This window comes from Ruminococcus difficilis (genome assembly GCF_016680995.1).
In genome coordinates, this window is the sequence record NZ_JAEQMG010000041.1 from 36,006 (window position 1) to 50,144 (window position 14,139).

Annotated in this window: 15 protein-coding genes; 14 read left to right on the forward strand and 1 reads right to left on the reverse strand. The window is 52.1% G+C overall.

Translation table 11 applies throughout. The features are described 5' to 3' along the window. Positions 1–301 precede the first annotated feature (301 nt). The 6 genes from JKK62_RS03640 to JKK62_RS03665 all read left to right on the forward strand — a co-directional run bounded on the left by JKK62_RS03640 (position 302) and on the right by JKK62_RS03665 (position 6,378). The gene (locus JKK62_RS03640) at positions 302–1,264 is read left to right on the forward strand and encodes an L-lactate dehydrogenase (RefSeq protein ID WP_186833474.1); all 963 of its coding nucleotides are present in this window, start codon (positions 302–304) and stop codon (positions 1,262–1,264) included. Between the two features lie 70 nt (positions 1,265–1,334). Continuing rightward, on the forward strand, positions 1,335–1,676 hold the full coding sequence (locus tag JKK62_RS03645; RefSeq protein ID WP_186833473.1) for a histidine triad nucleotide-binding protein: 342 nt from the start codon (positions 1,335–1,337) through the stop codon (positions 1,674–1,676). A 33-nt stretch (positions 1,677–1,709) separates the two neighbouring features. Beyond that, positions 1,710–2,249 (forward strand): phosphoribosyltransferase family protein, encoded by a 540-nt coding sequence (locus tag JKK62_RS03650; RefSeq protein WP_186833472.1) that lies wholly within the window; start codon positions 1,710–1,712, stop codon positions 2,247–2,249. A 37-nt stretch (positions 2,250–2,286) separates the two neighbouring features. Further along, positions 2,287–4,539, forward strand: coding sequence for a ComEC/Rec2 family competence protein (locus JKK62_RS03655; RefSeq protein ID WP_186833471.1), 2,253 nt, complete (start codon positions 2,287–2,289; stop codon positions 4,537–4,539). A gap of 3 nt (positions 4,540–4,542) precedes the next feature. After that, positions 4,543–5,589, forward strand: coding sequence for a DNA polymerase III subunit delta (holA, locus tag JKK62_RS03660; RefSeq protein WP_186833470.1), 1,047 nt, complete (start codon positions 4,543–4,545; stop codon positions 5,587–5,589). 135 nt (positions 5,590–5,724) lie between these two features. Next, entirely contained in the window at positions 5,725–6,378 is a 654-nt protein-coding gene (locus JKK62_RS03665; protein WP_186833469.1) for a ribonuclease M5, read from the forward strand. A 153-nt stretch (positions 6,379–6,531) separates the two neighbouring features. On the opposite strand, the gene JKK62_RS03670 is transcribed toward JKK62_RS03665, so the two are convergent. Continuing rightward, positions 6,532–7,266 (reverse strand): YebC/PmpR family DNA-binding transcriptional regulator, encoded by a 735-nt coding sequence (locus JKK62_RS03670; RefSeq protein WP_186833468.1) that lies wholly within the window; start codon positions 7,264–7,266, stop codon positions 6,532–6,534. Positions 7,267–7,418: 152 nt separating this feature from the next. Here JKK62_RS03670 and JKK62_RS03675 point away from each other — a divergent pair, with 152 nt between their 5' ends. The 8 genes from JKK62_RS03675 to JKK62_RS03710 all read left to right on the forward strand — a co-directional run bounded on the left by JKK62_RS03675 (position 7,419) and on the right by JKK62_RS03710 (position 14,126). Beyond that, entirely contained in the window at positions 7,419–8,297 is an 879-nt protein-coding gene (locus tag JKK62_RS03675) for a YicC/YloC family endoribonuclease (protein WP_186833541.1), read from the forward strand. Positions 8,298–8,308: 11 nt separating this feature from the next. Next, a complete protein-coding gene (locus JKK62_RS03680) occupies positions 8,309–8,554 on the forward strand; it encodes a DUF370 domain-containing protein (protein ID WP_186833467.1) in 246 nt (81 codons plus the stop codon). Further along, positions 8,544–9,113: a guanylate kinase gene (gene gmk / locus JKK62_RS03685; RefSeq protein ID WP_186833466.1), complete on the forward strand. Its 570-nt coding sequence runs from the start codon at positions 8,544–8,546 to the stop codon at positions 9,111–9,113. The genes JKK62_RS03680 and gmk overlap by 11 nt, the downstream gene beginning before the upstream one ends. Before the next feature lie 153 nt (positions 9,114–9,266). Then, the gene (rpoZ, locus tag JKK62_RS03690; RefSeq protein WP_186833465.1) at positions 9,267–9,470 is read left to right on the forward strand and encodes a DNA-directed RNA polymerase subunit omega; all 204 of its coding nucleotides are present in this window, start codon (positions 9,267–9,269) and stop codon (positions 9,468–9,470) included. Beyond that, a complete protein-coding gene (priA, locus tag JKK62_RS03695) occupies positions 9,470–11,905 on the forward strand; it encodes a replication restart helicase PriA (protein WP_186833464.1) in 2,436 nt (811 codons plus the stop codon). The genes rpoZ and priA overlap by 1 nt, the downstream gene beginning before the upstream one ends. 106 nt (positions 11,906–12,011) lie before the next feature. Beyond that, a complete protein-coding gene (def, locus tag JKK62_RS03700; protein WP_186833463.1) occupies positions 12,012–12,497 on the forward strand; it encodes a peptide deformylase in 486 nt (161 codons plus the stop codon). Then, complete coding sequence (fmt, locus tag JKK62_RS03705) at positions 12,494–13,414, forward strand: methionyl-tRNA formyltransferase (protein WP_186833462.1); 921 nt, start codon at positions 12,494–12,496, stop codon at positions 13,412–13,414. The genes def and fmt overlap by 4 nt, the downstream gene beginning before the upstream one ends. Before the next feature lie 19 nt (positions 13,415–13,433). Further along, positions 13,434–14,126, forward strand: a complete 693-nt coding sequence (locus JKK62_RS03710) for a zinc metallopeptidase (RefSeq protein ID WP_186833461.1) — start codon at positions 13,434–13,436, stop codon at positions 14,124–14,126. Positions 14,127–14,139 lie beyond the last annotated feature (13 nt).

The window sequence follows — 14,139 nt, forward strand, 5'->3', positions numbered from 1 at the left end:
CTCTTATCCTTTTGATCGTCATTGCGAAGGCATGACATATATGTCTTGCCTGTGGCAATCTCAACCTTATCAAAAATGCAACGGATTCATTTTAACACTTCAACGATTTAAAGTCAAGAAGATTTAAAGATTTAAAGCGATAATTTTGAAATTACTTTATTTGTCATTCGTTATGAGAAAAATAATGGAATAATCTTACAGAATAGCTGTTGAATTTTTATCGATTTGTGTTATGATAATAACGTAAAGTAAAAATACGGAATACATGTGTCTTCTGTATAAGTATGAAGGAGAATGTCATATGGCTGTTAACGCAAGAAAAGTTGCCATTATCGGCTGTGGCTTTGTCGGTTCATCGACAGCGTTCGCGCTGATGCAGAGCGGTCTGTTCTCTGAGATCGTGATGCTGGACGCCGACCGAAAGAAAGCGGAGGGTGAAGCGCTGGATATCTCTCACGGCGTGCCTTTCTCACAGCCTTGCGAGATATACGCGGGCGATTATGACGATATCGCCGACAGCGCGATCATCATCGTCACCGCCGGCGCGGCACAGAAGCCCGGTGAGACCCGCCTTGATCTGATAAAGAAGAACGTCGGCATCTTCAAGTCGATCATCCCCGAGATCGCCAAGCGCAATTTCAAGGGTATCCTGCTGATCGTCGCGAATCCCGTTGACGTGCTGACCTATGCCGCCAAACAGCTTTCGGGCTTGCCCGACAGTCACGTGTTCGGTTCGGGCACGGTACTGGATTCCGCGCGTCTGCGCTTCAATCTCAGCGAGCACTTGGGCGTCGATCCGCGTTCCGTCCACGCGTTCATCATCGGCGAGCACGGCGACAGTGAGTTTGCCGCTTGGAGCAGCGCCAATGTCTCCGGCGTTGAGATCAGCCGCTTCTGTGAGATGCGCGGCTTCTATCATGACCATGATCAAGCGAAGGCGAATATCTCCGAAGAGGTTAAGAACGCCGCTTACGATATCATCAGCAAGAAACGCGCGACCTATTATGGTATCGCAATGTCCGCCAAGCGTATTTGCGAGGCGATCATCCGTGATGAAAAGAGCATTTTGCCCGTATCATCCATCCAGCACGGCAGATTCGGGCTGACTGACGTTGCGCTGTCCATCCCCGTGATCGTCGGCAAGGATGGCATCGAGAATGAGATCCCCTTCGCGCTGAATGACGATGAGCTGAAAAAGCTGCGTGATTCCGCTGAGACCCTCAAGAACACTATCAAGTCCTGCGACCTCAGTCTTGACGATTGATGGCTGATGGTATAAAATAATGATGAATTGATGCGGAGTATGTCAAATCCGCTATGAATAGGAGGCAATTATGTCTGATTGTATTTTTTGTAAGATCGCCGCGGGTGAGATCCCGTCGAACAAAGTGTATGAAGATGATAAGATCATCGCCATCCATGACCTGAATCCGATGGCGCCGGTACATGTGCTCTTTATCCCCAAGGAGCATTACTGCTGCGCGAACGCGATCAATGAAGAGAACTGCGATATCGTCGGTCATATCTTCTCGAAGATCCCCAAGGTAGCAAAGGAGCTGGGACTTGAGAACGGATATCGTATCGTCAACAACTGCGGTGAGGACGGCGGACAGACCGTCATGCACATCCATTTCCATCTGTTGGGCGGCAAAAAGCTCAAGGTTGATATGGCGTGATCGAATCGGATCAAGAGTAAGAAGGGGTACATTATGGCTAAAACTTATCAAATGACCATCGCGGGCTGCAAGCGTGATTTGCCGCTGTGCGAGGTCGACGAGCATCTGGATATTGCCGCTTTCATTATGTTCGGCGATGTTGAGATCACCGAAAAATCCGCCGCTGAGCTGCTCAAGCTCTCTCCCGAGCATGATGTGTGCATTTCCGCTGAGGCGAAGGGGATCCCGCTTTGCTACGAAATGGCGCGTCAGGGCTGCGGTAAATACATCATCGCGCGTAAGGGCGTGAAGGTGTATATGCCCGATCCCATCAGCGTACATGTTCAGTCGATCACCACATTGAGCCGCCAGACGCTGTATTTGGGCAGCGATGACGCGGAGCACCTGAGAGGCAAGCGCGTCCTGATCGTGGACGATGTGATCTCCACCGGCGAGAGCCTGAAGGCGCTGGAAGCTCTGGTCAATAAAGCAGGCGGAAATATCGTCGGCAAGGTGGCTGTATTGGCGGAGGGTGACGCCGCGGATCGCGACGATATTATCTTCCTCGAGAAGCTCCCGGTATTTCCGAAATAAGTATGACAGAATGATCCGAAAAGGATAAGAGGTAGACATGAAACGGTTGTTGGCACAGATAGGCATTACCTACTTTTCTGTGCTGGCAGCCGCTTTTTATTTGCCCGAGATCGCGGTAGTTGTGATCGGCGGTATTGCCGTGATCTTGACCGTTCTTTTCATGATCATCAGGAAAACCCGCAGGACGATCTATATTCCCTTGATGGCGCTGACTGTCGTGATCGCCTGTGCGGTACATATCGGATACGGGCTGATAGCGGTACAGCCTGTGGTTGAAACTTACGGTGATGAAACACATACCGTGAAAGCGGTGCTGACCGAGGAGCCTTATCAGTCGTATTCCAAGCATTATTACCGTCTGAAAGCGCAGGAGGTCGATGGGGAAAAGGCGGGGTTCAAGCTGCTGCTCAAAACACCGACCGACATTGATGCGGAACCGGATGACATCCTGACCTTTACTTCCGAGTTGAAGGTGTCGGATAATCAGTATTACCGCGCCAAAGGTTATTATCTGGTGTCGGATGATTACGGGATCGAAGTAGAAACGGAAACGCCCGAGACTCATTCTCTCTACTATCGGGCGATACAACTGCGTCGATTCATGAGAAAGTCACTGGACGCACTCCTTCCGTCCGATTGCGCCGCACTGTGCAGAGCAGTGTTAATCGGTGATAAGTACGCGCTGAGTCTCGATACCAGAGATCATTTCCGTTACGCGGGCGCGTCATACTTTATCGTGGTGTCGGGAATGCACTTCGCGGTGGTGATCATGCTGCTCTTCCGCTTGATGAAACGCCTCAATCGCTGGGTGAGATTTGCGTTAATTATGGCGTTTATCGTGTTGTACGCGGCAGTGACAGGCTTTCAGTCGTCTGTACTGCGTGCCGGGATCATGATGGTATTTACCGTGTTCGGCATGACGATACGACGGCAGCCGTATCCGCTGAATCATCTGGGGTTAGCAGGCACCATCATGCCGTTCATCGTATCACCTTACGGCGCGGGCGACGTCGGTCTGATCCTTTCGTTTTTCGCGACGATGGGTATCTTGCTGTGGGCAAGACCGCTGTTGCCGAAGCTGTGCCTGAAAACAAAGACCGGTTATATCCCGTTCTTTCATATCAGCGAGAAGCTGCACTATTATAAAGAGCGAAAAGTTGAAAGGCTTCCGCTGAAAGATAAATCCAAAGAACCATTTTCATTCCGCATCCTGTTGATGAAGTTGTGGAACAGCACGGCGGCTTTGCTTTCCGTCAGCCTTGCCGCTAATGTCATGGTGTTCCCGATATCGGTATTCATCTTCCATGAATTCTCTTTGGTGACATTATTATCCGCGCTTTTGCTGTATGCGGAGATCTATTTGATCCTTGTTTTATCATTGGCGGTATGTATCCTGTATCCGCTGGGTTTCTTACGCTATGTCGCCATATTGCTCGCCTATCCCTTGATGTGGTTGTGTAAGCTGGTGTTGTGGCTGGTGGACGGGATCGCGTCCTTGCCGTTTGCGCATTTTCGTGTCGGTCAGGCGTTTATCTACGCGTGGCTGGCAGTCACCGTGATCTTGGGGATCGTCGTCATCCTGTACCGCAATCATTATCGCTATCTGAAATACGCGGTACTGTGCTCGCTGATCATACTGCTCGGCGGCGGTTTGACACAGCAAGCACTGCAGATGAATACTTTTTCGCTCGAAGTCTATTCCTGCGACAACGGGTTGTGCGCGGGGATCAATAAGGGCGGCAAACTGTATCTTTTGCAGATGGACGCGAATACAAAACAGCTGTACACCTTGTGGGATCATCTTTCCTCCCGGTACGGATCCGCGGATGTCGCACTATGCTGCAACGAGAACGAGATCAGGCATTTTCAGCTGTATCGTGATGATGAATTTGCAATTTCCGCACTTTTGCTGTATGATAAGGAGCAGAAATATCAAAACGAAGCAAACATCGTCCCGTTTGACAAGGACTGTACCTATGTCGTGGATGATGACGTCGTGATCCGACTGTCTGTTGTCAACTACACCGCCGTGCCGTATATTACGGCAGGTGAGCGGAGGATATTGATCATCCCGCCGGGGTGTGAGATCGATGACATCCCGAAGGAACTGCGCACAGCGGATGTGATCCTCCTGTCCCAAGCACAGCAGGGATATGATCAACTGCGGTGTGAAGACATGATCATCAGCGATAACAGCGATCTGTCGATGCTTTCCGCGGACGCGCTCAAGGACAGTTATCATCATGTGTTTTTTACCGATCAAGGCGATGTGCGTTATCGGTTGAGGTAGATTATGGTTACAGAAAGCCAACTGAAAAAACAACTGAACAGCGGACAGATCAGTAATCTGTATCTTTGCTTCGGTGAGGAAAAGATGCTCGTTAAGCGCTGTGCGCAGTTGATCGAAAACAAAATATCCGGCGGCGATCTCAACGAATTCAACTATCACGTATTCGACAATGACGCGGATCTCAGCGATATCTCCGTCTGTGCCGATATGATCCCCTTTATGAGCGAGTGGAACATCCTGCGTATCAACGATATGGATATCGATAAGCTCGCAAAGGGCGACTTTGACGCGCTGATGAAGATCATCAAGAACGCGTCGGGTCAGACGGTCATCATCATCGCCATGCCGACGCTGGAGGTCACCGCGAAATCGGCGAAAAAGCAGTTCAAGCAGGTGATCAACCATATCGATAAAAACGGTGTTTGTATCGAGCTTGCTCACCGCACGGGATTGATGCTCGAGCGTGACCTGTGCAAATGGGCAAAGGTAGGCGGATGCTCCATGAGCGAGCTGACCGCTCACGCGCTGATCCAATACGCGGGCGAGGATCTGAACCGTCTGAACGCCGAGATGAAGAAGCTGACCGCCTATGCGGACGGCGGTGAGATCACGCCCGAGATGATCGAGCTGTTGGTGTCAAAAACCGCCGAGGCGAGCGTATATGATCTGTTCGGGCTGATCGTCGAGGGCAAGACCGACAAGGCGCTGTCCGCCATTGACGCGCTGTTTTATCAGCAGGTCAGCGGCGGGTATATCGCTACGGTGCTGTCGGGCGCGTATCTCGACGCGTACCGCGCGCGGATCGGCAGTGAAGCCGGCAAGCCCAATGCCGTTGTCGCGGAGGATTTCGGCTATAACAGACGCGCTTGGGTGCTGGATAAGCTCGGCAGACAGATCCGCCGTGTCACCACCGCGTCCCTCAGGCGCAGTATCGACGAACTGCTTGCCATGCAGACGCGCATGGTGACCGAAACGGTCGACGAGCGCACGGAGATCGAACGACTGGTATGCAATCTGGTGCTGATCGCGGGGGATCGCTCCGATGAATAATAAGGCTCCCTTTGGTAAAGGTACCCCCGTTGGGGGAATGTCCGAAGGACAAGGGGGGAGCCGCTTCCGGCGAGGAGGCTCCCACAACTGTGGGTGAGGGATTGCATGAATTGATTGAGCGAAAGCGAGAAATCCATGAGTAAAATCAAATTAAAAGAAACCGTGATCGTCGAAGGGCGTTATGATCGGATCAAACTCAGTGAGCTGATCGCGAGCCCGATCATCGAGACAGGCGGTTTTCGGGTGTTCAAGGATAAGGAAAAGCAAGAACTGATTCGTGCTGTCGCCAAACGCAGAGGGATCCTTGTGATGACCGATGTGGATTCCGCGGGCTTTGTGATCCGTAACTTCCTGCGCGGCATCGTGCCGCAGGAGCAGATCCTGCACGCCTATATCCCGACGATCAAGGGGAAGGAAAAGCGCAAGCCCGAGGCGTCCAAGGAGGGTATCCTCGGCGTGGAGGGCATCGACCGTGACGCGCTGATCGCATCCATCCGCAACAGCGGCGCACATATTGAAAACAGCCTCCCTTTGGTAAAGGGAGGTGGGTCGGCGCAAGCCGACTCGGAGGGATTGCAGAATTTTACGAGCGACAGCGAGAACCGCGATATCACCAAAATGGATTTCTTCGACTACGGTCTTTCCGGCTGTGCGAATGCCGCGCAAAACAGGGAAGAGGTGCTCGCTTCATTGGGTCTGCCGAAATACCTTTCCGCAAACGCCATGCTCGCCGCGATGAATTGTCTGTTCACCAAAGAAGAATTTGAACAGTATCTTTCACAACTATAACTTGTCATTGCGAGGAGAAGTATTCGATGTGGCAATCTCAACCGCAAAATTGTCATTGCGAGGAGCGTTCTGCGACGTGGCAATCTCAACCGAATAAATAAAAATAAGGCTGTTCGATTTGAACAGCCTTTCATTTTATGGTTTCTCAGTTCCTTACTCCGCGTCTTCCCAGTTATGCCAGACGTTCTGGATATCGTCGTTATCCTCGAACATATCCAGCATTTTCTGCATCTGAACCTGAGTATCGGGATCGTCGATCTTGGTGTAGGTGGAGGGAACCTGCTCGATCTCTGCGGACGCGAATTCATAGCCCTGTGCCTGCAGATCGTCACGTACCGCGCCGAAATCCTCGGGCTCGGTATAGATGGTGAAGATGTCCTCATCCGCTTCAAAATCAGCGGCGCCCGCTTCCAGAGCGGCTTCCATCACGGTGTCCTCATCCTTTTCGAGATCCTCGCGCTCGATGATCAGTACGCCCTTCTTGGCGAACATGAAGCCGACGCAGCCGGGGGTACCCATGTTGCCGCCGAACTTGTCAAAATAATGTCTGACTTCACCCGCGGTACGATTGCGGTTGTCGGTCAGCGCTTCTACGATAACGGCAACGCCGCTGGGACCGTAGCCCTCGTAGGTGACAGCCTCATAATCGGCAGCCTCGCCGCCCTGCGCCTTCTTGATGATACGCTCGATATTATCGTTCGGCACATTCGCCGCCTTCGCCTTAGCGATACAATCTCTGAGCTTGGAGTTGACGTTCGGGTCTGCACTGCCGCCGTCGCGGATCGCTACCATCAGCTCTCTGCCGATCTTAGTGAATACCTTTGCGCGGGCAGCGTCGTTCTTACCCTTTTTCTGCTTGATCGTGCTCCATTTATTATGTCCTGACATTGTTTATCATTCCTTTTCAGTATTTTAACTGTATTAATATACCACAATTCTCAGGAATTGAAAATAATAGTTACAATTTTGTAATAAACTCCTTGTAGTTTGATGAGGATAATGGTAAGATAAGTGTGTATGTAAGAAAAGGGGGAATGATGATGGTAATGTCGATGACCGGTTTCGGCAGAGCGGAAGTATCTGTCGGGAACCGTGATATTATCGTTGAGATGAAAAGCGTCAACCACCGCTTTTTTGAGTTCTCATGCAGAACCAGCAGGGGTTACAGCTTTTTGGAAGATAAACTCAAGAAGTATGTCGGCGAACGTGTCAGCCGCGGTAAGGTGGATATGTATGTATCCGTGACCGATAATGATGATTCGTCCGTCGAGGTGGAATTGAATAAGCCGCTCGCGTCGGGTTATATCGACGCGATGAAGACGATGGCGGATGAATACGGGATCACGAACGATATCTCCGTATCCGTGCTGTCTCGCTTCAATGACATTTTCCAGATCACCAGACCGCCCGCGGATGAAGACGCGGTATTTGCCGACGTCAAGGTCGCGGTCGACGCGGCGCTGGAGCGATTCCTCTCCATGCGTCAGGCAGAGGGTGAAAAGCTCAGGGAGGATATCCTCAATCGTGCAGGTAAGATCATCGACATCGTCGGTGAGATCGAGGCGCGTTCTCCGCAGACCGTGCAGGAGTATCGCGACAGACTGTACGCAAAGCTCAGCGAGGTTTTGCAGAGCACCAATATCGACGACCAGCGCATCCTGACCGAGGCGGCGATCTTTGCCGATAAGGTCGCGGTGGATGAAGAGACCGTCCGTCTGCGCTCTCATTTTGACCAGATGAAGCAGTTCCTCAGCTCCGGTGAACCGGTCGGCAGAAAGCTTGACTTCATCGTGCAGGAGATGAACCGTGAGGCGAATACCATCGGCTCCAAGGTGAATGACTCCGTTTTGGCGCATAAGGTGGTCGACATCAAAGGCGAGCTCGAGAAGATCCGCGAACAGGTCCAGAATATCGAATAAGGATTGTTGTTATGAGATTTGTGAATATCGGCTTCGGCAATGTGGTGAATATCAGCAAGATCGTGTCCGTTGTCAGCCCCGAATCCGCGCCCATCAAGCGTATCGTGCAGATGAGCAAGGCAGCTTCGACGCTGATCGACGCGACCTTCGGCAGAAAGTGTAAGGCTGTCATTATCACCGACAGCGAGTATATCGTTCTGTCGGCGCTGACCACCGAGACGATCGCCGCGAGAATGGAGGACGCGAATGGAGAATAAAGGATTGCTGATCGTCTACACCGGCGCCTCGGGCGTCGGCAAAGGCACGATCATGAAAATGCTGCTCAAGAGAAATCCCAACCTTCGACTCTCGGTTTCCGCGACAACGCGAAAGCCGCGTTTGGGTGAGCAGGACGGCAGAGAGTATTACTTCGTCAGCCACGAGCGTTTTGACGAGATGATCGCCGAAAACGGCTTTTTGGAGCACGCCGAGTATGTCGGCAATAAGTATGGTACGCCGAAGGAACCGGTGTTTCGTATGCTGGACGAGGGCTTGGATGTGATCCTCGAGATCGAGGTCAAGGGCTTTTTGCAGATCAAAAAAGCTTGCCCCGACTGCGTGACGATCTTCATTGCGCCGCCGTCATTCAAGGAATTGCAGTTGAGATTGCAGGGCAGAGGGACAGAGTCCGAAGAAGTTATCGCCGAGCGTCTCAGGATCGCGCAGGAAGAAATGCAGCATCAGCATTTGTTCGACTATGTGGTCGTCAATGACGATCTTGAAAGAGCGGTGAACGAGGTACTGTCCATCATCGCTGAAAATAAGAAAAAAGTATAAATGTCTGCGGGAATCGTATGACAATATCAGTTGAGATTGCCACGGGTTGATAAACATCAATTCCTCGCAATGACAAATAGTAATCAGTTGAGATTGCCACGGGTTGACTGCGTCAATCCCTCGCAATGACAATCAAAATAAAGGAGCATCATTATGAAAAGAGCATCATTAGATGATATGTTGAGCGGCAAGGAGAGCCGTTACGCACTGGTGATCGGCGTCGCGAAGCGCGCCAGAGAGATCGCGGACGGATTCAAGGAAGAGGGCATCATCACCGATGAAAAGCCCGTTCTGCTGGCGATCGAAGATTTCAAGAACCATAAATACAACATCCTCGAAGAGGACGACGAGGACTGATGACCGACAAGATCGCTTATGTCGCGGTGGAAAACGCGCTGCTGCATTTTGACAACGCGTTCAGCTACCGGATCCCCGAGGGGATGCCCGTACAGGCGGGATGCCGTGTGGCGATGCCCTTCGGCAGAGGCGACAGTAAGCGTCAGGGGATCGTTCTCGGACTGGGTGAAGAGGACGCCGATGATCTGAAAACAGTTTCCGAGCTGTTGGATGACGAGCCTGTCTTGAATGATGAAATGCTCAAAATGTGCAGCTTCATCAAAAGTCATTGCTTCTGCACCTATTACGACGCGGTCAAAGCGATGCTGCCGGCGGGTATCAACTATCGGTTGTCGCTTGAATATTCCGTCAGCGCCGACCTCGGCGATCGCTTCTATGATCTTTCGGATGAATATCGCAGGATCGTTACTATTATTCGTTCAAAGAATAATAAAGTCGAGAAGCATCACTTGTTGCAAGAGCTCGGTTATGCCGATTCCTCCTTATTGGATCAGATGGAAGCGGAAGGCATTTTGTTTAAGAACGATGCGGCACTGCGCCGTATCGGCGACAAGACGATCAAGATGATCCGCCTGAGTGACGACGCCGAGACCCTGCTGCAGGGCATGAAGCTCAGCGCCAAGCAGGAGAGCGTCATCGATCTGCTGTCTACCGTCGGTTCGGCTTCGGTCAAAGAGGTATGCTACTATACCGGCGTGACCACCTCCGTGCCCGATACGCTGGTGCGCAAAAACATCGCCGTCTATTATGATGACGAGGTGTTTCGCGTGCCGAGATCCTCAGTATCCGACAAGCGTGAGATCACCCTGACCGAGGAACAGCAAAAGGCGTATGACGAGCTGAGTACGCTGTATCATTCGGACAAGCCCGAGGTGTCATTGCTCTACGGCATCACCGGTTCGGGCAAGACCTCGGTGTTCTTCAAGCTGATCGAGCAGGCGTCGAACGACGGCAAGGACGTCATCTTGATGGTGCCCGAGATCGCGCTCACGCCGCAGATGATCGCAATGTTCCGCGCGCATTTCGGTGACAAGGTCGCGGTATTTCACAGCGCGTTGTCGCTGGGTGAGCGGTTGGATGAGTATAAGCGCGTCAGCCGCGGGATCGCCAAAATCGCCGTCGGCACACGCTCCGCGATATTCGCACCGTTTCAAAATCTCGGCTTGATCATCATGGACGAGGAACAGGAGCATACTTATAAATCCGAGTCAAAGCCCCGATTCAATACAAAAGAACTGGCGAAATTCCGCTGTTCTTATCATAAAGCGCTGTTATTGTTCTCGTCCGCGACTCCGAGCGTAGAGACTTATTACTACGCCAACGAGGGCAGATATCATAAGCATGTGCTGACCAGGCGTTACGGCACGGCGACCCTGCCCGACGTTGTGATCGCGGATATGAATGAGGAGATCGAAGTCGGCAACACGGGTGTGTTCTCTAATATTCTTTTGCAGAATATTGAGGAGAATCTCGACAACGGCAAGCAGAGTATTCTGCTGTTGAACCGCCGCGGGTACAATTCTTATGTCACCTGCAATTCCTGCCGCGAACCGCTGACCTGTCCGAACTGCTCGATCTCATTGACCTATCACAGCGCCAACAACCGCATGATGTGTCACTACTGCGGTTACTCCGTGCCGTACAGGACGGAGTGTCCCACCTGTCACAGCCACAGTTTGCGGCTCAGAGGCACCGGTACCCAGCGTGCCGAGGTCGAGATCGCACAGATCTTTCCGCAAGCGCGGATCCTCAGGATGGATACCGATACCACCATGACGCGTTCTTCCCATGAGAAGAAGCTGACCGCCTTCGCGAACGGCGAGTATGATATCCTCGTCGGGACGCAGATGGTCGCGAAAGGATTGGATTTCCCGAACGTCACCTTGGTCGGCGTGCTGAATGCCGATCACATGCTGTATCTCGATGATTACCGCAGTTATGAGAACACCTTTTCTCTCTTGACACAGGTAGTCGGTCGATCCGGCAGGGGAAAGGATAAGGGCAGAGCCATCATCCAGACCTACACACCCGAGAATCCGATCATCGCTTTAGCGGCAAGGCAGGATTATGACGCGTTTTATAACGCGGAAATCGGCATCAGAAAAGCGATGCTGTATCCGCCGTTCGCAAGCATTTGCATGGTCGGCTTTGTCGGCGAGAACGCGAAGCAGACCGAAGGCGCCGCGTTTGCGTTCACCAAGCAGATGACACAATTATTGCAGACAGAATTCACCGATATCCCGCTCAGGGTTTTGGGACCATCACAGGCGGCGGTATTCAAGGTGAGTAATAAATACAGATTCAAGCTGATACTCAAATGCCGTAACGACAGCCGTTTTCGCGAGATGCTCGCGCGTATGCTCGTGCAGTTTTCATCCAATCGCGAGTTCGGCAATGTCACGGTCTACGCGGATATGGATCCGCTGAGTTTATAAATAGGTTGAGATTGCCACAGTTCCTACGGAACTTCGCAATGACTATTTTACTATGTATGGGAGGGTCTTGCTTCTCCCGATAGATCCAATCACAGGAGTGATCAATATGGCACTGCGTAATATTGTAAAAGAGGGCGACCCGATCCTGACCAAAAAATGCCGCCCGGTAGAAAAATTCAATCAAAGGATATGGGATCTGCTCGACGATATGGTCGAGACCCTTGCCGATTCCGGCGGCGTAGGTCTTGCCGCGCCTCAGGTCGGCGTGATGCGCCGTATCTGCGTGATCGACGTCGGCGAAGGTCCGATCGAGTTCATCAATCCCGAGATCATTGAATCCGAGGGTGAGCAGGAGGTACAGGAAGGCTGCCTGAGCTGTCCCGGCGAATTCGGCATCATCAAGCGTCCCGCCCATGTCAAAGCGCGTTTTCAGGACAGAAACGGCGAATTCGTTGAGCTGGAGGGCGACGATCTGCTGGCACAGGCGATGTGCCACGAGTTCGATCACCTCGACGGCATCATCTTCAAATCGAAGGTGGAGCGGATGTTGACCGATGAAGAACTGCGTGAAATGAGAGAAGAGGAAGAATGAAGATCATATTCATGGGTACACCCGATTTCGCCGTACCCTGTTTGGAAAGTCTGATCAAAGCGGGACACGAGATCGCGGCGGTGTTCACCCAGCCCGATAAGCCCCGTGGCAGAAAAATGGTGATGACACCTCCCGAGGTGAAGGTATGCGCGCTCGAGCACGGCTTGACGGTCTGTCAGCCGAAGACCCTGCGTGACGGCGAAGCGCTTGATATCATCCAAAAGATCGACCCCGAGTGTATCGTGGTCGCGGCATACGGCAAGATCCTGCCCAAAGAGATCCTCGATCTGCCAAAGTACGGCTGTATCAACGTGCACGGCTCATTGCTCCCGAAATACCGCGGCTCGGCGCCGATCCAGTGGTCGGTCATCAACGGTGATACGGAAACCGGCGTGACCATCATGCAGATGGCTGAGGGCGTCGATACCGGCGATATGCTGTATCAAAAGGCGATCCCGATCAACATCGACGATACCGCCGAGAGTATGTTCAACAAGCTCTCCGACTTAGGCGGCGAGATGATCGCGGAAGCGCTCGATATGCTCGAAAAAGGCGAGTTGACCGCCGAAAAGCAGGATGAAGCGCTCGCGACCCACGCGCCGATGCTCGACAAGTCGATCTCTGAGATCGATTGGCATAAACCGGCACTCGAGGTGCATAATCTTGTCAGAGGTCTGTACAGCTGGCCGATCGCGCAGACGACACTGCACGGCAAAAAGCTCAAGATCTACCGTACTTCCTTAGGCAAAGGAAACGGTGAAGCGGGTTCGGTGATCGCGACCGATCCGCTTACGATCGCCTGCTCCGACGGCGCTGTCGTGATCGAAGAATTACAGCTTGAAGGTAAAAAGCGCATGGACGCGAAAACATTTTTGATCGGTCATCCGCTCACCGGCAAGGATAAGCTGGGAGAATAAACGAAAAGGAGAAAGAACGATGGTATTTTATAATTTGAACTATCTGATCTATATGCTGCCGTGTTTCATTTTGTCGCTGATCTGCAATATCGCGGTCAAATCGAGCTTCAGCAAGTATTCACAGATCGCGAATTCCAGACATCTCACCGGTGCTCAGGCGGCACAGCAGGTGTTGTCGGCACACGGTGTGACCGGTGTTCGTATCGAACCGGTACAGGGCAATCTGACGGATCATTTTGATCCGCGCACGAATGTGATCCGTCTCTCCGAATCCGTCTATAACGCCGCTACCGTATCGGCGGTGGGCGTAGCCTGTCACGAAGCGGGTCACGCGGTTCAGCACGCCGAGGGTTATCTGCCCAACAAGATCCGTTCGGCGATCGTCCCGATGGCAAACTTCGGCTCCCGATTGAGCTGGCTCTTTTTGGTAGTCGGATTACTGCTGCCCGCAAAATACGACTTTGTACTGATCATCGGTATCGTGCTGTTTTCCTTATCGGTACTGTTCACGCTGGTCACACTGCCGGTCGAGTTCAACGCGTCAAATCGCGCGCTGAAAACGATCAAAGAAACCAACATGCTCAACCCTGATGAATACAGCGGCGCGAAAAAGGTATTGAGCGCCGCGGCAATGACCTATGTTGCCGCCGCCGCGACGTCGATCGCACAGCTCCTGCGTCTGGTGATGATCGCGAATAACCGCAGAAGATAAACTACTATACATT